At 56.5% G+C, this 24,453-nt stretch carries 23 protein-coding genes; 15 read left to right on the top strand and 8 right to left on the bottom strand.

Going from position 1 to position 24,453, the window contains the following annotated elements:
- Nucleotides 1–105: 105 nt before the first annotated feature.
- Entirely contained in the window at nt 106–678 is a 573-nt protein-coding gene (locus IM294_RS17980) for a DedA family protein (RefSeq protein ID WP_126818212.1), read from the bottom strand.
- A 157-nt stretch (nt 679–835) separates the two neighbouring features.
- Here IM294_RS17980 and IM294_RS17985 point away from each other — a divergent pair, with 157 nt between their 5' ends.
- Complete coding sequence (locus IM294_RS17985) at nt 836–1,423, top strand: Yip1 family protein (protein WP_126818213.1); 588 nt, start codon at nt 836–838, stop codon at nt 1,421–1,423.
- 167 nt (nt 1,424–1,590) lie between these two features.
- Complete coding sequence (gene pbpG, locus IM294_RS17990; protein WP_028013846.1) at nt 1,591–2,514, top strand: D-alanyl-D-alanine endopeptidase; 924 nt, start codon at nt 1,591–1,593, stop codon at nt 2,512–2,514.
- A gap of 93 nt (nt 2,515–2,607) precedes the next feature.
- Here pbpG and IM294_RS17995 read toward each other — a convergent pair whose 3' ends face one another.
- Nucleotides 2,608–3,162, bottom strand: a complete 555-nt coding sequence (locus IM294_RS17995; RefSeq protein ID WP_028013845.1) for a GNAT family N-acetyltransferase — start codon at nt 3,160–3,162, stop codon at nt 2,608–2,610.
- Nucleotides 3,163–3,274: 112 nt separating this feature from the next.
- Entirely contained in the window at nt 3,275–5,023 is a 1,749-nt protein-coding gene (gene dld, locus IM294_RS18000) for a D-lactate dehydrogenase (protein WP_041909041.1), read from the bottom strand.
- 189 nt (nt 5,024–5,212) lie between these two features.
- On the opposite strand from dld, the gene bglX reads away from it, so the two are divergent.
- The 5 genes from bglX (at nt 5,213) to IM294_RS18025 (ending at nt 11,408) form a co-directional block, all read left to right on the top strand.
- Entirely contained in the window at nt 5,213–7,510 is a 2,298-nt protein-coding gene (gene bglX, locus IM294_RS18005) for a beta-glucosidase BglX (protein WP_126818214.1), read from the top strand.
- A gap of 146 nt (nt 7,511–7,656) precedes the next feature.
- Nucleotides 7,657–8,574, top strand: coding sequence for an ABC transporter substrate-binding protein (locus IM294_RS18010; RefSeq protein WP_041909045.1), 918 nt, complete (start codon nt 7,657–7,659; stop codon nt 8,572–8,574).
- Nucleotides 8,575–8,586: 12 nt separating this feature from the next.
- Nucleotides 8,587–9,744, top strand: a complete 1,158-nt coding sequence (locus tag IM294_RS18015) for an ABC transporter permease (protein WP_126818215.1) — start codon at nt 8,587–8,589, stop codon at nt 9,742–9,744.
- Nucleotides 9,737–10,687 carry an ABC transporter ATP-binding protein gene (locus IM294_RS18020; RefSeq protein WP_126818216.1) on the top strand — a complete coding sequence of 317 codons (951 nt, stop codon included), beginning with the start codon at nt 9,737–9,739 and terminating at the stop codon, nt 10,685–10,687. Before IM294_RS18015 ends, IM294_RS18020 begins: the two co-directional genes overlap by 8 nt.
- Nucleotides 10,671–11,408: an ABC transporter permease gene (locus IM294_RS18025; protein ID WP_126818217.1), complete on the top strand. Its 738-nt coding sequence runs from the start codon at nt 10,671–10,673 to the stop codon at nt 11,406–11,408. Before IM294_RS18020 ends, IM294_RS18025 begins: the two co-directional genes overlap by 17 nt.
- Here the strand turns inward: IM294_RS18025 and IM294_RS18030 are convergent.
- Both IM294_RS18030 and mlrA read right to left on the bottom strand, forming a co-directional pair.
- Nucleotides 11,383–11,496 carry a protein YohO gene (locus IM294_RS18030; protein ID WP_008500895.1) on the bottom strand — a complete coding sequence of 38 codons (114 nt, stop codon included), beginning with the start codon at nt 11,494–11,496 and terminating at the stop codon, nt 11,383–11,385. The two genes, IM294_RS18025 and IM294_RS18030, sit on opposite strands and share 26 nt — an antisense overlap.
- 69 nt (nt 11,497–11,565) lie before the next feature.
- Nucleotides 11,566–12,306: an HTH-type transcriptional regulator MlrA gene (gene mlrA, locus IM294_RS18035; RefSeq protein ID WP_126818218.1), complete on the bottom strand. Its 741-nt coding sequence runs from the start codon at nt 12,304–12,306 to the stop codon at nt 11,566–11,568.
- A gap of 218 nt (nt 12,307–12,524) precedes the next feature.
- Here mlrA and IM294_RS18040 point away from each other — a divergent pair, with 218 nt between their 5' ends.
- From IM294_RS18040 to IM294_RS18050, 3 genes are read left to right on the top strand one after another with little or no spacing between them, the layout of a single operon-like run.
- Nucleotides 12,525–14,210, top strand: a complete 1,686-nt coding sequence (locus IM294_RS18040; RefSeq protein ID WP_126818219.1) for a sensor histidine kinase — start codon at nt 12,525–12,527, stop codon at nt 14,208–14,210.
- Nucleotides 14,204–14,923: a two-component system response regulator BtsR gene (gene btsR, locus IM294_RS18045; RefSeq protein ID WP_023312443.1), complete on the top strand. Its 720-nt coding sequence runs from the start codon at nt 14,204–14,206 to the stop codon at nt 14,921–14,923. The genes IM294_RS18040 and btsR overlap by 7 nt, the downstream gene beginning before the upstream one ends.
- A 46-nt stretch (nt 14,924–14,969) precedes the next feature.
- A complete protein-coding gene (locus tag IM294_RS18050; protein WP_045259745.1) occupies nt 14,970–15,440 on the top strand; it encodes a DUF1456 family protein in 471 nt (156 codons plus the stop codon).
- Between the two features lie 30 nt (nt 15,441–15,470).
- Here IM294_RS18050 and metG read toward each other — a convergent pair whose 3' ends face one another.
- Entirely contained in the window at nt 15,471–17,504 is a 2,034-nt protein-coding gene (gene metG / locus IM294_RS18055; RefSeq protein WP_047363114.1) for a methionine--tRNA ligase, read from the bottom strand.
- Nucleotides 17,505–17,641: 137 nt separating this feature from the next.
- Between metG and apbC the strand changes: the two genes are divergently transcribed.
- On the top strand, nt 17,642–18,751 hold the full coding sequence (apbC, locus tag IM294_RS18060; RefSeq protein ID WP_028013834.1) for an iron-sulfur cluster carrier protein ApbC: 1,110 nt from the start codon (nt 17,642–17,644) through the stop codon (nt 18,749–18,751).
- Between the two features lie 93 nt (nt 18,752–18,844).
- Here apbC and IM294_RS18065 read toward each other — a convergent pair whose 3' ends face one another.
- On the bottom strand, nt 18,845–19,324 hold the full coding sequence (locus IM294_RS18065; protein WP_045259769.1) for a GNAT family N-acetyltransferase: 480 nt from the start codon (nt 19,322–19,324) through the stop codon (nt 18,845–18,847).
- Nucleotides 19,275–19,607 carry an RcnB family protein gene (locus IM294_RS18070; protein WP_008500887.1) on the bottom strand — a complete coding sequence of 111 codons (333 nt, stop codon included), beginning with the start codon at nt 19,605–19,607 and terminating at the stop codon, nt 19,275–19,277. The genes IM294_RS18065 and IM294_RS18070 overlap by 50 nt, the downstream gene beginning before the upstream one ends.
- A 475-nt stretch (nt 19,608–20,082) precedes the next feature.
- Here IM294_RS18070 and IM294_RS18075 point away from each other — a divergent pair, with 475 nt between their 5' ends.
- From IM294_RS18075 to IM294_RS18090, 4 genes are all read left to right on the top strand, one after another.
- Complete coding sequence (locus tag IM294_RS18075; RefSeq protein WP_028013832.1) at nt 20,083–21,222, top strand: polysaccharide export protein; 1,140 nt, start codon at nt 20,083–20,085, stop codon at nt 21,220–21,222.
- Nucleotides 21,222–21,671, top strand: coding sequence for a protein tyrosine phosphatase (locus IM294_RS18080; protein WP_126818220.1), 450 nt, complete (start codon nt 21,222–21,224; stop codon nt 21,669–21,671). Before IM294_RS18075 ends, IM294_RS18080 begins: the two co-directional genes overlap by 1 nt.
- Nucleotides 21,671–23,845 carry a polysaccharide biosynthesis tyrosine autokinase gene (locus tag IM294_RS18085; RefSeq protein WP_126818221.1) on the top strand — a complete coding sequence of 725 codons (2,175 nt, stop codon included), beginning with the start codon at nt 21,671–21,673 and terminating at the stop codon, nt 23,843–23,845. The genes IM294_RS18080 and IM294_RS18085 overlap by 1 nt, the downstream gene beginning before the upstream one ends.
- Before the next feature lie 75 nt (nt 23,846–23,920).
- The gene (locus tag IM294_RS18090; RefSeq protein ID WP_126818222.1) at nt 23,921–24,436 is read left to right on the top strand and encodes a protein disulfide oxidoreductase; all 516 of its coding nucleotides are present in this window, start codon (nt 23,921–23,923) and stop codon (nt 24,434–24,436) included.
- Nucleotides 24,437–24,453 lie beyond the last annotated feature (17 nt).

Below are 24,453 nucleotides of genomic sequence, written 5' to 3' on the forward strand. Positions count from 1 at the left end.
ACGGGTTCTTATGCCTCAGTTGTAAGTGTCTACCATGTCCCCGAACAAGTGTTCACTATGTCCCCGGACCGTACACCCCAAAGGGGTGAGGGGCACCAGGCTGACTCACTCCTCATCCCGCTTCTTCTCTCTGTGCCGCATCCACTGCCTGACCCCAATCACCGCCACAACCACCAGAATCAACCACGCCCAGTGCTTCAGGTGTTGGTCAAGGTTGTGCAGCCATGGGCCAATCACCTCGCCACCCACGTAACCAAGCGTCGTGAAGATCAGCGCCCAGGCTATCGCGCCAACAATATTCAGCGGCAGGAAAATTTTTGGCGGCAGGCGGCTGGCACCAATCAGTATCGGCCCGATGATCCTGAAGCCGTACATAAAGCGGGTGCCTATGACGAACAGATAAGGGTGACGCTGGATCAGGCGCTGCGCGCGGTTGATTTTCTTTTTGTGTTTAATGAAACGCTTGAGCAGCGTCGGGCCAAAGCGCAGCCCCAGGAAGTAGAGCAGCTGATCGCCAATCATGCCGCCCAGCGCGACCGCAGCGACGACCAGCGGAAACTTCAGTAAGCCCTGATGCGCGGCGACGCCGCCCAGCAGCGTGATGGTTTCACCTTCCGCCACGCTGCCGATGACCAGCGCGGCATATCCATATTGTTCAATGAGTGCGTTAATATCCATTACGTAACGGTTATCTCCCTCTGCGTACCTCGTTTAATCATATACCTCATGAATCAACCGCGCGGCAATCAACGGAAATTTCCCACTGTACATAAAATAATCTAAAGCCTGCATTATACTTAAGGTATCGCTGACGGGCCGACAACAAGGGGGCGCTATGAACCATGTCTGGGGACTTTTCTCCCATCCCGATCATGAAATGCATGTCATCAAAAGTGAGAACGAAACGGTCTCGCATCATTACACCCACCATGTGCTGCTGATGGCCGCGGTGCCGGTAATATGCGCGTTTATTGGCACAACACAAATCGGCTGGAACTTCGGTGACGGTACCGTGGTTCAGCTCTCCTGGTTTACCGGGCTTTATCTGGCCATTCTCTTTTATGGCCTGATGCTGGCAGGGGTGGCGGTCATGGGGCGCGTCATTCACTGGATGGCGCGTAACTATCCACAGCGCCCATCGCTGGCACACTGTATGGTCTTCGCCGGATACGTCGCGACCCCGCTGTTCTTAAGCGGTATTGTTGCGCTCTATCCACTGGTCTGGCTGTGCGCGCTGATCGGTACTGTTGCGCTCTTTTACACCGGTTATCTGCTGTATCTGGGCGTTCCAACCTTCCTGAATATCAATAAAGAAGAGGGCCTGAGCTTCTCCGGTTCCACGCTTGCCATCGGGGTGCTGGTACTGGAGGTGTTACTGGCACTGACGGTTATTCTCTGGGGTTATGGATACCGTCTCTTCTAAGCTCACTGCATTGCTGGTGTAAATGCCAGCAATGCAGCATCTGTTCACGATTATCCGCTGGCGACAAAGCACGGTGACCGCTATGATGCCGAAGCCAGCCTGTGTTTATCCGTCGACACAGGCGGTGTACGTCATTACGTGCGTGAATAATTATCAGAAGTCTCACCATGCTGAAATTTCGTGTCTCCTTACTTAGCCTGGCGCTGCTGCTGGGCGCGTCCGCTGCCGTGCCAGCCGTCGCCAAAACGCCCGCGGTGACCACCGCTGCTGCCCAGCCGCAAATTGCGTCCGGCAGCGCGATGATTGTTGATCTCAACACCAATAAGGTGATTTACGCCAGCCATCCGGACCTGGTGCGCCCGATCGCCTCAATAACCAAATTAATGACCGCGATGGTGGTGCTTGATGCTCGCCTGCCGCTGGACGAAAAGCTGAAAGTGGATATCAGCCACACGCCGGAGATGAAAGGGATCTACTCTCGCGTGCGCCTTAACAGTGAAATCAGCCGTAAAAATATGCTGCTGCTGGCGCTGATGTCGTCTGAAAACCGTGCGGCGGCAAGTCTGGCGCACCACTATCCTGGCGGTTACGATGCCTTTATCCGCGCGATGAACGCCAAAGCCAAAGCGCTGGGGATGAGCAATACTCATTTTGTTGAACCGACGGGTCTGTCGATTAACAACGTCTCCACGGCCCGCGATCTGACGAAACTGCTGATTGCCAGCAAGCAGTACCCGCTGCTCGGCCAGCTCAGCACCACGCGTGAGGACATGGCGACATTCTCGAATCCGTCTTACACGCTGCCGTTTCGCAACACGAACCATCTGGTGTACCGCGAGAACTGGAATATTCAGTTAACCAAAACCGGGTTTACCAATGCGGCAGGCCACTGCCTGGTGATGCGCACCGTGTTTAACGGTAAGCCGGTGGCGCTGGTGGTGATGGATGCCTTCGGGAAATATACCCACTTCGCGGATGCGAGCCGCCTGCGGACCTGGATTGAGACCGGGAAAGTGCAGCCCGTTCCGGCTGCGGCATTGACCTATAAAAAGCAGAAAGCGGAGCAGATGGCGACGGCGCAAAACGATTAATTCCCCTCTGCGCGTTGATGCCCTCACCCCGACCCTCTCCCACGGGAGAGGGAGAAAACACTAAAAACGGTAACCCAGGTTACCGTTTTACGTTTATTCCGGCAGCGTCCAGTCACCGTCATTGAGCGGGCGCTGCATTATCACTGTATCCCGCCAGTCGCCTTTCTTATACCCCACGCTGCGAAGCTGACCGACAATCTCAAAGCCGTGTTTTTTATGCAGCCGTAACGAGCCGGAATTATTATTGCCATCTCCCACAACGGCAATCATCTGCCGCCACGGGCCCTGCTCGCAGCGCGCGATCAGCGCGTTCATTAATGCGGTGCCAAAACCGCGTCCGGTGATGCTGGCATCCACGTAAATCGACTCTTCCAGAGTATAGCGATAGGCCTGACGCGGTCGATAAGGGGTGGCGTAACAATAGCCCACCACGATGCCGCGATAGAGCGCGATGAGCCACGGTAAACCGTTCTCGGCCACGCTTTTCATGCGCTGACGCATTTCGTCGATGGTGGGGGGGACTTCTTCGAATGACGCGCGTCCGTGAAGCACATGCCAGGCATAGATGGCGGCGATGGCATGCACATCATCGGGAAGGGCGTCGCGCACTTCCAGTTCGGTTTCGGATAAAACATCAACAGCCGACATGATGCGCCTGCTCCTCGTTATAGAATGCCGGAGAAACATTTCTCCGGCGACAGACCGCTACTCTATTACGATTAAGGCGCGCGAAACAATCTCTCAAATTTGGCTGTAAGGTTTAATCAGACGCTTGCGTTATGCGCTGCTCCGCGTCTGCACTCTCTTTCCAGTATTTCTTCCGCGTTGTTTTCCCGATTCCGGGGTTCATGCTGTTTGTAGGGTCATTCTCGCGATAAAACTGCTTAAGGGCGTCAGGGGCTTTATAAAGATGCCCGACGTTGTGTTCCGCAGGATATTGTGCGCCACGCTCGCGCAGCAGGGCGAGCATCTGCTCCTTCAGTTCATGAGCATCTACCCCTTTTTTGACGATATAATCCTGATGGAAGACGTAGCACATAAAGTGGCCGTAATAGAGCTTATGCACCAGCTTGCTGTCGATTTCCGGCGGTAGATGCTCAAACCATTCGGTGTCGTTGCGTCGCAGGGCGATATCCAGCGCCAGAATATCTTCCACCTCTTCGGAATGCACCGCCTGGTAACGGATAGCGGCACCCGCCGCGGCGAAGCGGTGCAGGAAGGCTTTGCTGCCTTCTTCCGGCGTGCAGGCAAAGAAATCACCCTCAGCCGTCCTGAAGAACTCGGTCAGCCAGCTCTGCGCTTCGGCGATCCCGTCCCCGGCCATTTTCAGCAGCAGGTGATGTTCGTACTTATCACGCCAGGTTTTCATTCGCTCCGGCAGATGTGCAGGGAAAACGTTGCCCAGCTTCTGCATAAAGCGGTCGGTAAAGTGGGGCTTGAACAGCGACACTTTCTCCAACATCGCGTCGGTGCGGCCCTTCATGGTGAAGAAAAACGGCATTTTGTCGGTGCCAAGCTTATCGATCATCAGGAAGGTGTCTTTCCCGTAGCGCTCCGCGATGTCGTAAATATCCCGATGCATGTACTCGCCCGCCACCGGCAGGTGGGTGAATTCGCCCAGAATATGGCGACGAATTTCAGTCAGGACCTCAGGCTGATTGGTGCCGATGTAAAATACCTGCTGCTTTTTCTCTGCCGGGAAGGTGTCGAGACGCACCGCAAAAACCGCCAGCTTGCCCGCGCAGCCGGACGATTCAAACAGGCGATCCGGATCGGCGTTGTAGCGCGCCGGGGTATCGGCCTCGATATCGCGTACGCGGGTGATGTAATCGTGGTCGTGCGCGTGGCGACCATCGTGCTGCACGTCTTCGTCCCTCACGCGGTCGTCGTCGAGCTTGCTGAGGATCTGTTCCGGCGTCACGCCCAGATCGATGCCCAGGTGGTTCACCAGCGTCAGCTTGCCGTTTTCATCGATGCGGGCAAAAAGTGACATTTCGGTGTAGGCCGGGCCGCGCTGGACCAGCGAACCGCCGGAGTTATTGCAAATCCCACCGACCACCGAGGCGCCAATGCAGGAGGAGCCGATCACCGAGTGCGGCTCGCGGCCCAGCGGCTTAAGCGCTTTTTCCAGCGAGTAGAGCGTGGTGCCCGGGAACGCGAGCACCTGCTCGCCTTTGTCCAGCAGGTGCAGCTTGTCGAGGCGCAGAGTGCTGATAATCACGATATCGCGATCGTAATCGTTGCCGTTCGGCGTGGAACCTTCGGTCAGGCCGGTGTTGGCCGCCTGCATTAAAATAATCTTGTCCGCCGCAACGCAGGCGCTCAGCACGCGCCACAGCTCCAGCAGCGTGCCGGGGAAGACCACCGCCAGCGCGTCGCCCTGGCCGGAGCGGAAACCCTTACGGTAGCGGGCGGTTTTGGCCGGGTCGGTAAGCAGGTGAGAGGAGCCAACCAGGCGCGACAGTTCGTTAATAAATGTTTTGTTATCGTCAGTTCGAACAGAAGTCATCTTCCACTCCTTGTGGTGGGGCAAATTTCTCGCTGTAAAGCATAGCGCGATTAACTGTTCAGCGGTCGAGTATTCACGAGAAAAATCAGAGAATAACCCTGCAACGTTCAGAGGGTTTATGGCACACTGCGCTTTTCGCACGGTCTGGCCGGGTGCTTCCCACGGTTATTGATGAGAGAGAATAACAACATGAAATGGCTATGTTCTGTAGGTGTCGCCGTCAGCCTGGCGCTGCAACCTGCGCTGGCAGAGGATTTGTTTGGTAATCACCCGCTCACGCCTGAAGCCCGCGACGCGTTTGTCACGGAGTTGCTTAAGAAGATGACGGTCGATGAAAAAATCGGCCAGCTGCGTCTGATCAGCGTTGGCCCGGATAACCCGAAAGAGGCCATCCGCGAGATGATCAAAGAGAACCAGGTGGGCGCGATTTTTAACACCGTCACCCGCCAGGATATCCGCGCCATGCAGGATCAGGTGATGCAGCTCAGCCGCCTGAAAATCCCGTTGTTCTTCGCCTATGACGTGGTGCACGGCCAGCGCACCGTCTTCCCGATCAGCCTCGGCTTAGCCTCCTCGTTTAACCTCGACGCGGTGAAAACCGTCGGGCGCGTGTCGGCCTATGAAGCGGCGGACGACGGCCTGAACATGACCTGGGCACCGATGGTGGACGTCTCGCGCGATCCGCGCTGGGGCCGCGCCTCGGAAGGCTTCGGTGAAGACACCTATTTAACGGCCACGATGGGCAAAACCATGGTGGAAGCGATGCAGGGCAAGAGCCCGGCGGACCGCTACTCGGTGATGACCAGCGTTAAACACTTCGCGGCCTACGGCGCCGTGGAAGGCGGTAAAGAGTACAACACCGTCGACATGAGCCCACAGCGCCTGTTTAACGACTACATGCCGCCGTACAAGGCGGGGCTGGATGCGGGCAGCGGTGCGGTGATGGTGGCGCTGAACTCGCTGAACGGCACGCCTGCGACCTCCGATTCCTGGCTGCTGAAAGACGTGCTGCGCGACCAGTGGGGCTTTAAGGGCATCACCGTTTCCGACCACGGCGCGATTAAAGAGCTGATCAAGCACGGCACGGCGTCCGATCCGGAAGACGCGGTGCGCGTGGCGCTTAAGTCCGGCATCAACATGAGCATGAGCGACGAGTACTACAGCAAATACCTGCCGGGGCTGGTGAAGAGCGGCAAGGTAACGATGGCGGAGCTGGACGATGCCGCGCGCCACGTGCTGAACGTGAAATATGACATGGGGCTGTTTAACGATCCGTACAGCCACCTGGGGCCGAAAGATTCTGACCCGGCGGATACCAACGCCGAAAGTCGCCTGCACCGTAAAGAGGCGCGTGAAGTGGCGCGCGAAAGTCTGGTGCTGCTGAAGAACCGCCTTGACACGCTGCCGCTGAAAAAATCCGGCACTATTGCTGTGGTCGGCCCGCTGGCTGACAGCAAGCGCGACGTGATGGGCAGCTGGTCCGCCGCGGGCGTGGCCGATCAGTCCGTTACCGTCCTGACCGGCATCAAGAGCGCCGTCGGTGAAAACGCCAAAGTGGTGTACGCCAAAGGGGCGAACGTCACCGACGATAAAGACATCGTCACCTTCCTCAACCAGTACGAGGAAGCGGTGAAGGTCGATCCGCGCACGCCGAAGGAGATGATCGACGAAGCGGTCAACGCGGCGAAGCAGTCTGACGTCGTTGTCGCGGTCGTGGGGGAAGCGCAGGGTATGGCGCACGAAGCCTCCAGCCGTACCGACATCACCATCCCGCAGAGCCAGCGCAATCTGATCGCCGCCCTGAAAGCGACCGGCAAGCCGCTTGTGCTGGTGCTGATGAACGGTCGTCCGCTGGCGCTGGTGAAAGAGGACCAGCAGGCTGACGCTATTCTGGAAACCTGGTTCGCCGGCACCGAAGGCGGTAACGCCATCGCCGACGTGCTGTTTGGCGATTACAACCCGTCGGGCAAGCTGCCGATGTCCTTCCCGCGCTCCGTCGGGCAGATCCCGGTTTACTACAGCCACCTGAACACCGGTCGCCCGTACAACGCCGACAAGCCGAACAAATACACGTCTCGTTACTTTGACGAAGCTAACGGCCCGCTCTACCCGTTTGGTTATGGCCTGAGCTACACCACCTTCAAGGTTTCTGAGGTGAAAATGTCGGCGCCGAGCCTGAAGCGTGACGGCAAGGTCACCGCCAGCGTCGAGGTGACCAACACCGGCAAGCGTGAAGGGGCAACGGTGATTCAGATGTACGTGCAGGATGTCACCGCCTCGATGAGCCGTCCTGTGAAGCAGCTGCGCGGCTTTGAGAAGGTCAATCTCAAGCCTGGCGAAACCAAAACCATCAGCTTCCCGATTGACGTGGATGCGCTGAAGTTCTGGAACCAGCAGATGAAATATGATGCGGAACCGGGCAAGTTTAACGTCTTTATCGGGGTGGATTCCGCCCGCGTAAATAAAGGCGAGTTCGAGCTGCTGTAACCTTTCCCTCCTTTGCATCCCCCGTCCATCGGGGGATGCGTCTTACCTTATGCTAAAAAGGCATTTTGCCGGGTAAATCCGCCGTTTTAAGCTACGCTTTTCTCTCAAGCCTCTGAAAAAGGCAGCAAAAAAATGAGGATAGTGGAATGACGATTAAATCGGGGATGGTAGTTTCTGCGGCACTACTCGCGGCGCTAAGCCTGCCGTTACAGGCGGCGGAGCCGGTAAAAGTGGGCTCAAAGATCGATACCGAGGGCGCGCTGCTCGGGAATATTATTCTCCAGGTGCTGGAAAGCCACGGCGTGAAAACCGTCAATAAAGTTCAGCTGGGCACCACGCCCGTCGTGCGCGGCGCGATTACCTCCGGCGAGCTGGATATTTATCCTGAATATACCGGCAATGGCGCGTTCTTCTTTAAAGAAGAGAACGATCCGGCATGGAAAAACGCCAAAGCTGGCTATGAAAAAGTCAAAAAACTCGACGCGGAACAGAACAAGCTGGTCTGGCTGACCCCGGCCCCGGCCAACAATACCTGGACTATCGCCGTGCGTAAGGACGTGGCGGAGAAAGGGAAGCTCACCTCGCTTGCGGATCTCAGCCGCTACCTGAAAGAGAAGGGCGACTTTAAGCTTGCGGCGTCCGCGGAGTTTATCGAGCGTCCTGACGCGCTGCCTGCATTCGAAAAAGCGTACGATTTCAAGCTCGACCAGGCGCAACTGCTCTCGCTGGCGGGCGGAGATACGGCGGTAACCATTAAGGCGGCGGCGCAGCAAACCTCCGGCGTTAACGCGGCGATGGCCTACGGCACCGACGGCCCGGTCGCGGCACTGGGCCTGCAAACCCTGACCGATCCAAAAGGCGTTCAGCCGATTTACGCTCCTACCCCGGTTGTGCGTGAGGCGGTGCTGAAAGCCTACCCGGATATTGCTGAATGGCTCAAACCGGTCTTCGAAAAGCTGGATGAAAAAACGCTGCAACAGCTGAATGCCAGCATTGCCGTCGAGGGACTGGATGCCAAAAAAGTGGCCGCTGACTTCCTGAAACAACAAGGGCTTGTGAAGTAACGGGAAAGGGCTGTGCCAATAAAATGTCATAACCGCGTACTGCTGCTTTTGGCCTGCGTGGCCATCGCGGCGGTCGCGTTACCGTTTGTGAACGTCGCGCCTAACCGCCTGATGTCGGGGGAAGGGCGTGCTCTCTGGGACGTATGGTCGTTCACGCCGTGGTGGCTGGCGGCTGCGCTGGCCGCGTGGGTTGGACTGTCGCTCTGGCAAGGGCGAACGGCGCAGTGGCTGACGCTGCTGCTCTCGGAAGGTCTCTTTATCACGCTGTTCTGGAGCGCGGGGCTGGCGGCAACGCATATGGCCTCGGCGGAAAGTCCGCTGGCGAGAACCACGCCAGGCAGCGGCCTGTGGCTCTGGCTGGCTTTGTGTTTACTGGCCAGCAGCGATGCGATTCGTCGTCTCGTCGCCAGTTCTGTCTGGCGCTGGGTGCTTAATGCGCAGATATGGTCTATTCCGCTGCTGTTATTGTTCAGTGGTGAACTGAACAACCTCTCGCTGTTAAAAGAGTACGCCAACCGTCAGGAGGTGTTTGATGATGCCCTGGCGCAACATTTGACGATTCTTTTCGGCACGCTGATCCCGGCGCTGCTGATCGGGATACCGCTCGGTATGTGGTGTTATCGTCATCCCTCACGTCAGGGTAGCATTTTTGCCGTGCTCAACGTCATCCAGACCATTCCCTCCGTTGCGCTGTTTGGACTGCTGATTGCCCCCCTGGCCGGGCTGGTGAAGTCGTTTCCCGCGCTGGGCGCGGTGGGTATCGCCGGAACGGGGTTAACGCCCGCGCTGATTGCGCTGGTGCTGTATGCGCTGCTCCCGCTGGTGCGCGGCGTGGTCGCGGGCTTAAGCCAGGTTGCGCCGGATGTGCTGGAAAGCGCCCATGCGATGGGGATGAGCGCGCGACAGTGTTTCTGGAAGATTCAGCTCCCGCTGGCGCTGCCCCTGCTGCTGCGCAGCCTGCGGGTGGTAGCGGTTCAGACCGTTGGCATGGCGGTGATTGCCGCGCTGATTGGCGCGGGCGGCTTTGGCGCGCTGGTGTTCCAGGGGCTGCTGAGCAGCGCCCTCGATCTGGTGTTGTTAGGCGTAGTCCCTACTATTGCGCTGGCGGTTGTCGTCGACGCCCTGTTTGCCTTATGGCTCGCGCTGCTCAGGAGAAGAGCCAATGATTGAATTTCATGATGTGAGTAAAACCTTTGCCGGCCGCCCGGCGGCAAGCCATCTGAACCTGAACTTTGCCGAGGGGGCATTTTCCGTGCTGATTGGCACTTCGGGCTCGGGAAAATCCACCACGCTGAAGATGATCAACCGGCTGGTGGAGCATGACAGCGGGTTAATTCGCTTTGCCGGGGAAGAGATCCGCAGCCTGCCGGTGCTGGAGCTGCGCCGCCGAATGGGCTATGCCATTCAGTCTATCGGCCTGTTTCCGCACTGGACGGTGGCACAGAACATCGCCACCGTGCTGCAGCTGGAGAAATGGTCGCGGGCTAAAATCGCTGACCGCGTTGATGAACTGATGTCTCTGCTGGGGCTGGAGCCCGCGTTGCGCGAGCGCTATCCTCACCAGCTCTCCGGTGGGCAACAGCAGCGCGTGGGCGTGGCGCGCGCGCTGGCGGCTAACCCGCAGGTGCTGCTGATGGATGAACCCTTTGGCGCGCTGGATCCCGTTACGCGCGGGGCGCTGCAAACGGAGATGACCCGCATTCACCGCATTCTTGGTCGAACCATCGTCCTCGTGACGCACGATATAGATGAAGCCCTGCGCCTGGCCGATCATCTGGTGCTGATGGACCACGGCGAGGTGGTGCAGCAGGGCGCGCCGCTTGCGCTGCTGACCAGCCCGAAGAATGACTTTGTGCGCGAATTTTTTGGCCGCAGCGAGCTGGGCGTCAGGCTGCTCTCCCTGCGGACGGTCGGAGACTATATGCGCCGTGAGAATGCACCGCCCGGCGGGGAACCGCTACAGGAGCAGATGAGCCTGCGGGATGCCCTCTCCGCGTTTGTCGCGCGCCGGTGCGAAGTCCTGCCCGTGGCGGATGCCCGGGGTGCGCCGTGCGGCAGCCTGCATTTTCGCGATCTGCTGGCCGGGGAGGTGACGCGTGAAGGCACTGCGTGATCCGCTCCCCTGGCTGGTAGCGCTCTTTGTCGCCTTACTGTTTCTGATGCCTCACAGCGCGGCGCTGTTTAACACTCTTTTTCCGGGGCTACCGCGGCCGGTGTATCAGCAGGAGAGCTTTATTAACCTTGCCCTGGCGCATCTCTGGCTGGTGGCGCTCTCAAGCGTCATCGCGGTGGTGCTGGGAGTAGGGGCGGGCATCGCGGTCACGCGACCTGCGGGCCGGGAGTTTCGTCCGCTGGTGGAGACGGTTGCGGCCATTGGACAGACGTTTCCGCCAGTGGCGGTGCTGGCGATAGCGGTGCCGGTGATGGGTTTTGGTCAGCAGCCCGCGATTATTGCGCTGATTCTGTACGGCGTGTTGCCCGTTCTGCAGGGCACGCTGGCGGGCGTTGCGGCGGTCCCGGCGTCTGTTTTAAGCGTGGCGGAAGGGATGGGGATGAGCCGCTGGCAGCGGCTGCGCAAGATAGAACTGCCGCTTGCGGCACCGGTTATTATTGCCGGGATCCGCACGTCGGTGATCATTAACATCGGGACGGCGACCATTGCGTCTACGGTCGGTGCCAATACGCTGGGAACGCCGATCATCATCGGCTTAAGCGGGTTTAATACGGCTTATATTGTGCAGGGGGCGGTGCTGGTCGCGCTGGCGGCCATCGTTGTCGATCGCCTTTTTGAGCGGCTGGCGCTGCACCTCAGCCGACACCGCCACGAACGATAAACGAGTATCCTGCAAGCATCACCCCGCCGATACCGCTTACGGCCATCAGGACAAAAAGGGTAATAATGGCGAGTTTAGTTGCCTTCATCATGTGCTCCTGTTGTTAACGGAACAATTATACGGTGAAGCGCAGCTGTTAATGAACCATTAAATGCCGTTATGGCTCATCCGGGCCAAGGGAATAAACCGGATAACCATGCTCACGCCACTCCGTCAGCAGTTGTTGCTGCGTGGCGGACGGCACTTCGCCACACCAGACCAGCAGGGTCTGGCCGTCGAAAAACTCGGGTTTGAGCTGCCCCAGCGAGTGCGCAAGGACATCCACGCGCCAGCCCTTTTGGGTGGCGATCCACGCTTCCAGCCACAGACGGGTGGTATCGTGCACGTTCCAGCCGACCACCAGCGCATCTTTTCCTGCCTTGTTCTTCGCCGAGGCAAGACAGACGGCAATATAGTTGATCAGCACCCCGTCAAGCATGCTGAGCAGCGCCTGCAGGGTAGACTGTTGGCACTGCAGGCGCCGACGGAGCGGAATGAAAAGATGGGTGATAAGCGTTTTCGCCGGATAATCGCGACCCTGCTCTTTGATCCAGACGCGCAGTCGCTGCAGGTTACCGGCCTGCAGGAGCCGCAGCAGCGTTTCCTGCTGCTCGCGCCAGAGGCGTTGCGTGTCCGGGTCGTCCTGGCTCAGCAGGGACTTCACTTTCCCGACCTGCACCCCGTTGTCGATCCAGCTTTTGATTTCGCGGATCCGGTCGATATCGGCATCGTTGAAAAGGCGATGACCACCGTCCGTCCTCTGCGGTTTGAGCAATCCATACCGTCGCTGCCACGCCCGTAGGGTAACGGGATTGATATCACAAAGGAGTGCCACTTCACCGATTGTGTAAAGCGCCATATTTGCCCCCTGGCTTACGCGTCCCCAGCTTAACTGTAGACCCACTTTGCCGAACCAGGAAGAGTTGATTAATTTTTAAACAAATGATGCGAACCATGCACGATGTGCAGAAAAAGATGTGATAACGGACACGATTTTGCGCTTTTTTGGGGCGCTTCAAAGAAAGTTCAGCCGCATCCGTGTATGTTACGCGTTTTTTAGCGTGTGCGGTTTTGAGTATGTACGAGTTTAACCTGGTGCTGCTGTTGCTTCAGCAGATGTGCGTGTTTCTGGTCATTGCCTGGCTGATGAGCAAAACGCGTCTTTTCATTCCGCTGATGCAGGTCACCGTACGCCTGCCGCACAAGCTGCTCTGCTACGTCACCTTCTCTATTTTTTGCATCATGGGGACCTACTTCGGCCTCCATATCGAAGACTCTATTGCTAATACGCGTGCCATCGGCGCGGTGATGGGCGGGCTGCTGGGCGGCCCGGTCGTCGGTGGTCTTGTCGGTTTAACCGGTGGGCTGCATCGCTATTCCATGGGCGGAATGACGGCGCTCAGCTGCATGATCTCGACGATCGTCGAAGGGCTGCTTGGTGGCCTGGTGCACAGCTATATGATTAAGCGCGGTCGCCCGGACAAGGTGTTTAGCCCGCTTACCGCCGGGGCCATTACCTTTGTGGCTGAAATGGCGCAGATGGCGATCATTCTGCTGATTGCCCGCCCGTTCGAGGATGCGCTGCACCTGGTCAGCAGTATTGCCGCCCCGATGATGGTGACCAACACGGTCGGCGCGGCGCTGTTTATGCGTATTCTGCTCGACAAGCGCGCCATGTTTGAGAAGTACACCTCGGCCTTTTCCGCCACGGCGCTGAAGGTTGCCGCCTCGACCGAAGGGATCCTGCGTCAGGGGTTTAACGAAGAGAACAGCATGAAGGTTGCGCAGGTGCTCTATAAAGAGCTGGATATCGGCGCGGTGGCCATTACCGATCGCGAAAAGCTGCTGGCGTTTACCGGCACCGGAGACGATCACCACCTGCCGGGCAAACCGATCTCGTCGACCTATACGCTGCGCGCCATTGAAACCGGCGAAGTAGTGTATGCCGACGGTAACGAAGTGCCTTACCGCTGCTCGCTGCATCCGCAGTGCAAGCTGGGCTCCACGCTCGTCATTCCGCTGCGCGGGGAAAATCAGCGGGTGATGGGCACCATCAAGCTGTATGAGGCGAAAAACCGTCTGTTCAGCTCCATCAACCGCACGCTGGGGGAGGGTATCGCCCAGCTTCTTTCCGCGCAAATTCTTGCGGGGCAATATGAACGGCAGAAAGCCCTGCTGACGCAGTCTGAAATTAAGCTGCTGCATGCCCAGGTCAATCCGCATTTCCTGTTTAATGCCCTCAACACGCTCAAAGCGGTGATTCGCCGCGACAGCGATCAGGCCGCGCAGCTGGTGCAGTTTTTGTCGACCTTTTTCCGTAAAAACCTGAAGCGCCCGTCAGAGATCGTTACCCTCGCCGACGAAATTGAGCACGTGAATGCCTATCTGCAAATTGAGCAGGCGCGGTTTCAGTCCCGCCTGCAGGTGTCGCTCTCCGTTCCGGACGAACTGGGGTATCAGCATCTTCCGGCCTTTACCCTGCAGCCTATCGTGGAGAACGCCATCAAGCACGGTACCTCGCAGCTTCTGGGGAGAGGGGAGATAACCATTGCCGCCAGCCGTTTTAACCACCATCTGGTGCTGGATATTGAAGATAACGCCGGGCTGTACCAGCCTTCCGCTTCGGGCGGATTAGGGATGAGCCTGGTTGATAAACGTCTGCGCGCCCATTTTGGCGACGACTGTGGCATTACCGTCGCCTGCGAGCCTGACCGTTTTACCCGTATTACCGTTCGACTGCCGCTGGAGGAAAACGCATGTTAAGAGTGCTGATCGTGGATGACGAGCCGCTGGCACGGGAAAACCTGCGCGTTCTGCTGCAGGAGCAGCCAGACATTGAGATTGTGGGGGAGTGCGCCAACGCCATTGAGGCCATCGGTGCGGTGCACAAGCTGCGCCCGGACGTGCTGTTCCTCGACATTCAGATGCCGCGCATCAGCGGGCTGGAGATGGTCGGCATGCTCGACCCGGCGCATCGTCCCTACATCGTGTTTCTGACGGCGTTCGACGAATATGCCGTTAAGGCTTTTGAGGAGCACGCGTTCGATTATTTACTCAAGCCGATTGAAGAGAAGCGGCTGGAAAAAACGCTCACCCGCTTACGCCAGGAGCGAACCGTCCAGGACGTCACGCTGCTGCCGGAGAACCAGCAGCCGCTGAAATTTATCCCCTGCACCGGGCACAGCCGGATTTATCTGCTGCAAATGGATGATGTGGCGTTTGTCAGCAGCCGCCTGAGCGGGGTGTTTGTCACCAGCGCGGAAGGGAACGAAGGGTTTACCGAGCTGACCCTGCGCACGCTCGAGAGCCGCACGCCGCTGATTCGCTGTCACCGTCAGTATCTGGTGAACATGGCGCACCTGAAGGAGATCCGTCTGGAAGATAACGGTCAGGCCGAGCTGGTGCTGCGCGCCGGGCAGACCGTCCCCGTCAGCCGCCGCTATCTGAAAAGTTTGAAAGAGGCGATTGGCCTGTAAAACTGGTACACTGCGCGCCATTGCATCATCGACATTCGAAGGCTCTATGCTAAGTAACGATATTCTTCGTAGCCTGCGCTACACCCTGAAAGCAAACAATAACGACATGGTGCGCATTCTTGCGCTGTCCGACATGGAATCCACGTCTGCAAATTTTGATACCTGGATGACCAAAGAGGACGAAGAGGGCTTCGTCCGCTGCCCGGACATCATTCTGTCGGGTTTTCTGAACGGGCTGATCTACGATAAGCGTGGAAAAGATGACTCCGCGCCCGAGCTGGCGCTGGAGCGTCGGGTGAACAACAACACGGTGCTGAAAAAGCTGCGTATCGCCTTCTCGCTGAAAACGGACGATATCCAGGCGATCATGACCGAGCAGAAATACCGCGTGTCGATGCCGGAAATCACTGCCATGATGCGCGCGCCGGACCACAAAAATTACCGCGAGTGCGGCGACCAGTTTCTGCGTAATTTCCTGCGCGGGCTGACCCATCGGGTGCATCACCCGAAACCATAAAAAAGCCGGAGATTATCTCCGGCTTTTTTGTTATTTCACCTGCTGGCCCGGCTTCGCGCCTTCGTCTGGGCTTAACAGGAAGATATCCTTCCCGCCAGGGCCTGCTGCCATCACCATCCCCTCGGAAATGCCGAAGCGCATTTTGCGCGGCGCCAGGTTAGCGACCATCACGGTTTGACGGCCGATCAGCACCTGCGGGTCCGGGTAGGCAGAACGGATGCCGGAGAAGACGTTGCGCTTCTCGCCGCCGAGATCCAGCGTCAGGCGCAGCAGCTTGTCAGAGCCTTCCACGAATTCTGCGTTTTCAATCAGCGCCACGCGCAGGTCGACTTTAGCGAAGTCATCAAAGGTGATGGTTTCCTGAATCGGATCGTCCGCCAGCGGGCCGGTTACCGGTGCTGCAGCCGCTTTCACCTCTTCTTTAGAGGCTTCGACCAGCGCTTCAACCTGCTTCATCTCGATGCGGTTATACAGCGCCTTAAAGGTGTTCACCTTGTGGCCGAGCAGCGGCTGCGCCATTGCATCCCAGGTCAGTTCGGTGTTCAGGAACGCTTCAGCGCGGGCTGCCAGCTGCGGCAGAACCGGCTTCAGGTACGTCATCAGCACGCGGAACAGGTTGATGCCCATGGAGCAGATGGCCTGCAGATCGGCATCGCGGCCTTCCTGTTTAGCGACAACCCACGGCGCCTGCTCGTCCACATAGCGGTTAGCCAGATCAGCCAGCGCCATGATTTCACGTACTGCTTTACCGAACTCGCGCGTTTCCCAGGCTTCGCCAATGGTGGCTGCCGCGTCGGTGAAGGTTTGGTACAGGGCAGGGTCCGCCAGCTCAGCGGCCATTACGCCGTCAAAGCGCTTGGCGATAAAGCCCGCGTTACGGGACGCCAGGTTCACCACCTTGTTGACGATGTCTGCGTTCACACGCTGCACGAAATCTTCTAGGTTCAGGTCGATATCGTCGATGCGGGAAGAGAGCTTCGCGGTGTAGTAGTAGCGCAGGCTGTCCGCGTCGAAGTGATTCAGCCAGGTGCTGGCTTTGATGAACGTCCCGCGGGACTTGGACATCTTGGCGCCGTTCACCGTGACGTAGCCGTGAACAAACAGGTTGGTTGGCTTGCGGAAGTTGCTGCCTTCCAGCATGGCCGGCCAGAACAGGCTGTGGAAGTAAACGATGTCTTTGCCGATGAAGTGGTACAGCTCGGCGGTAGAGTCTTTCTTCCAGTATTCGTCGAAGCTGACGGCGTCGCCACGCTTGTCGCACAGGTTCTTGAAGGAGCCCATGTAGCCGATTGGCGCATCCAGCCAGACGTAGAAATATTTGCCCGGCGCATTCGGGATTTCGAAACCAAAGTACGGCGCATCGCGGGAGATATCCCACTGCTGCAGGCCGGATTCGAACCACTCCTGCATCTTGTTCGCCACCTGCTCCTGCAGCGCGCCACTGCGGGTCCACGCCTGCAGCATTTCGCTGAAGGACGGCAGGTCGAAGAAGAAGTGCTCGGAATCACGCATCACAGGTGTGGCGCCGGATACCACGGATTTTGGCTCAATCAGTTCGGTCGGGCTGTAGGTCGCGCCGCAGACTTCGCAGTTATCGCCGTACTGATCCGGGGATTTACATTTTGGACAGGTGCCTTTGACGAAACGGTCCGGCAGGAACATGCCTTTTTCCGGATCGTACAGCTGAGAGATAGTGCGGTTTTTGATGAAACCGTTCTCTTTCAGACGGGTGTAGATCAGCTCCGACAGCTCGCGGTTTTCGTCGCTGTGCGTGGAGTGATAGTTGTCATAGCTGATGTCAAAGCCAGCAAAATCGGTCTGATGCTCCTGACTCATTTCGGCAATCATCTGCTCCGGGGAAATCCCCAGCTGCTGCGCTTTCAGCATGATCGGCGTGCCGTGGGCATCGTCCGCACAGATGAAGTTAACCTCGTGGCCGCGCATTCGCTGGTAACGGACCCAGACATCAGCCTGGATATGCTCCAGCATGTGGCCGAGGTGGATTGAGCCGTTGGCGTACGGCAGGGCGCACGTTACCAGAATTTTTTTCGCGACTTGAGTCATAGTAGGCATTACTTCTTTTAACTGTGAAAAGGGTTTTCGATATTACCAAAAGGGGCATTATTAAGTAAGCACAAACCACGGCCTTTCAGGTAAACTTGTTTGTCTAAGGTCTTATTCACAAGAACAAAGGAGTCGGGATGAGTTCTCAATCCCAGGCCAAATCACCGGAAGCCTTACGAGCAATGGTCGCCGGGACGCTGGCTAACTTTCAGCATCCAACCCTGAAACATAACCTCACTACGCTGAAAGCGTTGCACCACGTCGCGTGGCTGGACGATACGCTGCACGTTGAAGTGCAGATGCCGTTCGTCTGGACCAGCGCCTTTGACGCGCTGAAAGAGCAGACCAGCGCCGAGCTGCTGCGCATTACCGGTGCGAAAGCGATTGACTGGAAGCTGAGCCACAGCATTGCCACGCTGAAGCGTGTGAAAAATCAGCCGGGCGTCAACGGGGTGAAAAACATCATCGCCGTGAGTTCAGGTAAGGGTGGGGTGGGTAAATCCTCTACCGCCGTCAACCTCGCGCTCGCGCTGGCGGCGGAAGGGGCAAAGGTCGGTATTCTGGATGCCGATATCTACGGTCCGTCTATTCCAAACATGCTGGGTGCGGAAAATCAGCGTCCAACCTCGCCGGATGGCACGCATATGGCGCCGATCGTGGCGCACGGTCTGGCGACCAACTCCATCGGTTACCTGGTGACCGACGATAACGCCATGGTCTGGCGCGGCCCGATGGCCAGCAAAGCGCTGCTGCAGATGCTGCAGGAAACGATGTGGCCGGATCTGGATTATCTGGTGCTGGACATGCCGCCGGGCACCGGTGACATTCAGCTGACGCTGGCGCAGAACATCCCGGTAACGGGGGCCGTTGTGGTCACCACGCCGCAGGATATCGCGCTGATCGACGCCAAAAAAGGCATCGTGATGTTCGAGAAAGTGGAAGTGCCGGTGCTCGGCATCGTCGAGAACATGAGCATGCACATCTGCAGCAACTGCGGACACCATGAGCCTATCTTTGGTACGGGTGGGGCGGAAAAACTGGCAGCGCAGTATCACACCCAGCTGCTGGGGCAGATGCCGCTGCATATTTCCTTGCGTGAAGATCTGGACAGCGGGAAGCCGACGGTCGTCAGCCGTCCGGACAGCGAGTTCGCTGAGATGTATCGCCAGCTGGCGGGGCGCGTTGCGGCGCAGCTGTACTGGCAGGGTGAAGTGATCCCGGGTGAAATCGCCTTCCGCGCGGTGTAACCCCCCAGCGCTGGATTGCCGGGTGGCGGCTTCGCCTTACCCGGCCTACGAAATACGATTTTGTAGGTCAGGTAAGCGAAGCGCCACCTGACTTTACCCAAGCCGGTAATGCATAAGATAGTACTCTCCCTCAGGAGAATTCCCCGTCGCCTCAATGTGCCAGCCGTGCCGCTGGTAAAACGTAATAGCCCGCGCATTTTTCACCAGACACTTGAGTGAGCCCGTGCTGGTAAACGTCTTCTGTACGTGCTCAAGCAACACATGTCCGACGCCCAGGCTCTGATACTGCGGGTCGACAAACAGGTTGTGCAGAAAATTATCGTTCGTCCAGACTGAGGCGAAGCCAAGTCGGTGCCCATCCTGCTCCGCCACCCAAATCTCTTCGTCCAGGGTTGCCGCGTCAAAATCTTCAAGCTGCCACGCAGAACTGTCCAGCCACGGCCAGGCTTCACGCCGGGCGTGGAGGTAGAGCGTACGCAGGAAAGGGCGGTCGCTCTCCTGCCACGGACGGATTACGATCGTATCAGCGATGATAGAAAATATCTCCATTGTAGGCTTTGTAGATTTTGCCATCTGCATCGCCAATCAGGACGTAGTTTTCGCCCATGTAGGTCCAGTGGGTACCGGCATCCGGTGCCGGAAGATTACGCAGCTGGTACTGTTTAATGGTGTACTCCGGCGTTTGATACTGCGCCGGTGCCGTATCGCCGATTTTAAACTTCGTGAAATCGGCGATGAACTCTTGTTCTTCATAGGCCTTGATGCCCGATGGCGCAGCGGCGGTTTGCGGGGCAGAAAACGCGGAGCCCGCCAGAGACAGTAATACACCCAGAAGCAGCAATTTACGCTTAGCCATTTTTTCTCCAGTGATATTGTTTCAGAGACTTTCGTCTGTAGGGCACACAGCACAAGACAGACGGTCTATTTTAAGTATCAAAGCATGATGCGTTTGATAAAAAATGTAACAAAAGTGGAGGGGTTTGGGTAGTCGATAACGGTGATGCACATCATTGCGGTGAATGTTGATTGTGCGGAATATTTGTTATTTTTATTATTTTATTAATCTATTCTGAAAATAAGTTTATACGTCAAAATAGCACCGTTAAGCGAATGCTTTCGTAAGGGATAACATTTAATATCGCGGCGCATAAAGTATTATTACTCTCCGTTTTCTTGCGCAATTGTGCGCTGTTTTTTAACTTTTTAAACGACAGCGAACGTGTGTTTTACAGTATCACGGTGAAATAATAAATAAATATATTTCAAGGACTTGCTTGCTTTCTTTTGCGAGTTAACTATCCAGCGCAACGATAAATCAACATTTTATATAAATGAAAAATACAACTGCTCTTTTACTGTCCTTTCTGACGCTCAGCCAGCTAACAGGATGTGTATTTTCACCAGGCCAGAACTTAAGTCTTTCCGGGAAAAAAGTCACTACCGGTGAGGAAATTAACGATCCGCTGGACAAACGCGTGGAAGTTTTTCCTTTAACCCCTGGATTGATTGAAAAACTGCGCCCACCCGTTTCTAAATCTCAGGCAAATCCTACTCTGGATGAGCAGCTCAAAAACTGGGAATACCGCATTGGCTCAGGGGACATTTTGACGGTCACCGTCTGGGATCACCCTGAACTCACGACGCCCGCAGGGCAGTACCGTAGCGCGAGCGACGCGGGTAACTGGGTTAACGCCGATGGTACGCTTTTCTACCCCTACGTCGGCAAGCTGAAAGTGGCGGGCAAAACGGTTTCGCAGGTACGTGAGGAGATCACCGCGCGGCTGGATGAGGTCATTGAGAGCCCTCAGGTGGACGTCAGCGTTGCCTCCTTCCGTTCTCAAAAAGCCTATATCACCGGAGAGGTTGAGAAATCGGGCCAGCAGCCAATAACCAATATTCCATTGACGGTAATGGATGCGGTGAACGCCGCGGGCGGTCTCTCTGCGGATGCCGACTGGCGTAACGTCGTGCTCACGCATGATGGCCAGGACTCGCGCCTTTCACTCTATGCTCTGATGCAACATGGCGATTTAACCCAAAATAAGCTTCTTTATCCGGGCGATATCCTGTTTGTTCCCCGGAACGACGCGCTGAAAGTGTTTGTGATGGGCGAGGTGGTTAAACAGAGCACCCTTAAGATGGATCGTAGCGGCATGACGCTGGCCGAAGCCCTGGGGAATGCAGGCGGGCTGAACCAGAATATGGCCGATGCAACCGGGATTTTTGTTATTCGCCCGGTTTCACGAAAAGGCGAGAAAGATAAAATCGCCAACATCTATCAACTCAATGCGGAAGATGCCTCAGCCATGGTGCTGAGCACAGAATTCGAGCTGGAACCGTACGACATTGTCTATGTCACGACGGCACCGCTTTCACGCTGGAATCGTGTGATCGCCCAGCTGGTACCCACCATCAGTGGCGTACATGACCTGACCGAAACCGTCCGTTACATCAGGTCGTGGCCGCAATAATGTTCAATTCAATTCTCGTGGTTTGCACCGGCAATATTTGCCGTTCACCGATGGGTGAGCGGCTGTTGCGCCAGCAGCTACCCGACGCGCAGGTGACCTCGGCAGGTATTTTCGGGCTTGAAGGACGCCCGGCGGATGCGACTGCAAAGGCAGTCGCCTTACGTCATGGCGTTTCGCTGGAAGGTCACGTGGCGCGTAAGGTCACACGTTATCTGTTACAAAAATCCGATTTGATTCTGGTGATGGAGCCAGAGCATCTCCGTTTTATTGCCTCAGTGGCGCCGGAGAATCGGGGGAAATCGCTGTTGTTTGGTCAGTGGCTGGAAACAAAGGACATTCCCGACCCGTATCGCAAAAGCCGGGAAGCCTTCGAATATGTTTTCGAGCAGTTAGGAAAAGCCAGTCAGGAATGGGCTCGTCGTTTGCGTCAACAAGGAATGAAGCAGTAATGTCGTCTCATAAATCAGACAAATTTGGTGCTGCGACACCGCATGATAATGAAATTGATCTCATTCAGCTGTTGGCTGAGATGTTTGATCATCGGGTAATGATAGCGTGCATCACGCTCCTGTTCACCGTATGCGCCGGGATCTATGCGTATAGCGTCACACCGATCTATCAGGCTGATGCCCTTGTGCAGATAGAAGCGAAGCAGGACAACTCGTTGCTCAAAAGTTTAAGCCAGTTTGGTACCGATCTTTCACCTGATGTTGCGCCCGAACTCTTGCTGCTCAAGTCGCGGATGATTCTGGGAGAGACCGTTGATAAGCTTGGGCTAACATACAGCGTCAAACGGCGCGTGCTGCCCGTCATTGGGCCGCTGCTGGAACGAGGGCGTAAAGCCGGTGAACTGACAATTGGCGCGCTTACCCTTCCTCTTCTGGAAGACAAGCCACAGGAACTTTTACTGACCGTTCAGGAGCAGGGCCGGTATCACCTCGAAGGAAAAACGCTTGAGGCTGATGGCGTTGTTGGGGAAACGCTGGTTAAAGACGGAATAACGCTGCTTGTCACCTCGCTCAGTGCGGCACCAGGCACCCGGTTTGCCCTCAAAACCGTCACAAAGCTTGAAGCAATTAACGCCCTTCAGCGCCGACTCATTGTTTCTGAGTCGGCGAAGCAGAGCGGAATTATTACCTTAACGCTGACGGGCGAGGACCCTGACAAGATCGCCGTGGTGCTCAATACCATTGCTGAAAATTATCTCAGCCAGAATATTGCGCGCCAGGAAGCTAAAGATACCCGCAGCCTGACGTTTTTACAGGACCAATTACCTAAAATCAGGCGCGAACTGGATGAAGCCGAAGCACGACTGAACGCCTACAGAGAGCAGCGCGATTCTGTCGATCTATCCCTTGAGGCGAAGACGGTTCTCGATCAGGTTGTTAATGTGGAAAATCAGCTTAACGAGCTGACGTTCCGCGAAGCAGAAGTTTCTCAGCTTTTCAAAAAGGATCACCCAACCTACCGCGCCTTACGGGAAAAAAAACAGACCCTGGAGCAGGAACGTACGCGCCTGAATAACCGTGTCTCATCCATGCCTTCTACACAGCAGGAAATTTTGCGTTTAAGCCGTGACGTTGAGTCCGGGCGCACCATCTACCTGCAGCTGCTGACGCGTCAGCAGGAGCTGAATATCTCGCGCTCCAGCGCCATCGGAAACGTGCGGATCATTGACCCTGCAGTAACGCAGCCTGGACCCGTCAAACCGCACAAAGTGATTATCATTGTGTTCGGTATGCTGGTGGGATTGATGCTCTCTGCAGGAACGGTGTTGGTGCGCTCTGCGTTTAAACGGGGCATCACCTCGTCTGAACAGCTGGAAGCGCAGGGAATGCCTCTTCTGGCTACGCTCCCGCGTTCAGTGTGGCTATGGAAAAAAACGCATTTGCGCAGGAGGACGCTGTTTGCTTCCCACTGGAAGCACAGGACGTCAAACGTACCTTTCCTGCCCGTTGACCGTCCGGTGGATATATTTGTCGAGGCGGTGCGCGGGTTACGCACCAGTCTGCATTTTACCATGATGAATGCCGTTAATCGGATAGTGGTGATTTCAGGCCCTTCGCAGGACTGCGGAAAGACTTTGGTGAGCACCTCGCTGGCGTCGATTGCCGCTCAGGCAGGTCAACGGGTACTGTTTATTGATGCGGATATGCGCAAGGGATATGTTCACAATATTTTCAAACTGAACAACCAGCATGGCTTGTCCAGCGTGCTGGGGGGAAGCGTAGAGTGGCAGGATGCGATTCAACACTTCGAAAAAGGTGGCTTTGATGTCTTGACCTGTGGACCTCAGCCTTCGCATCCTGTCGAGTTGCTTATGAATGAGCGCTTCCAGACGGTAATGTCACGAATAGACAAAGAGTACGACATCGTGATTGTCGACACGCCACCGGTGCTGGCCGTGACGGATGCGCTACTCGTCGCCAGAGCCGCGGCAACCACGTTGCTGGTTGCCCGTTTCGGTAAAACCAGCGTCAAAGAGATCGAAAACTGTCGGAAGCGTCTGCAGCAGATGGGCGTCCAGGTTGAAGGCGCGATTCTCAATGATATTGTGAAATCCGCTGCGTTCTATTACCACTCGGGTTATAGCCATTACAACTACGGCTATACCCCGGAATAAAGTGACGCGACACTTCTTTACAGCATGACGCCGAATAGCCCGCTAAGATGACCTCCGTTAAATCGAGAGGTCATAATGGATAACCGTAAATTGAGTCGCCTGCGCCGCTGGGCGCGGGAAGGGATCATACTCATTCTGCTTACGCTGGCGGTTATGTGGGGCGTGGATCAATACCGAAAGCCGTCATTACCCGCCAGCTTTAGCGCAACGCCTATGCAGAGCATCGACGGTAACATTCACGATATCGCGGCGCTCAGCAAGGAGCGCCCCCTGCTGATTTACGTCTGGGCAACCTGGTGTAGCATCTGTCGTTATACGACACCTGCGGTCGATAAGCTGGCAAAAGAGGGCGGTAACGTCGTAAGCATTGCCATGCGCTCCGGTGACGATGCAAAGCTCGCTCGCTGGGCTGAAAAGAAAAACCTGTGTATGCCGGTGATTAACGATGCAAACGGTGCCGTGTCGCAGCAGTGGCAGGTGAGCGTAACGCCGACGCTGGTGATTGTGTCAAAGGGGAAAGTAGTCAGTACCACAACGGGCTGGACGAGCTACTGGGGATTGAAAATCAGAATGTGGTGGGCAGGCGTATAAAGATAACCCCTCTTCCG

This window comes from Enterobacter cloacae complex sp. P43RS (assembly GCF_014930585.1).
GTDB classification, from domain to species: Bacteria; Pseudomonadota; Gammaproteobacteria; order Enterobacterales; family Enterobacteriaceae; genus Enterobacter; species Enterobacter bugandensis.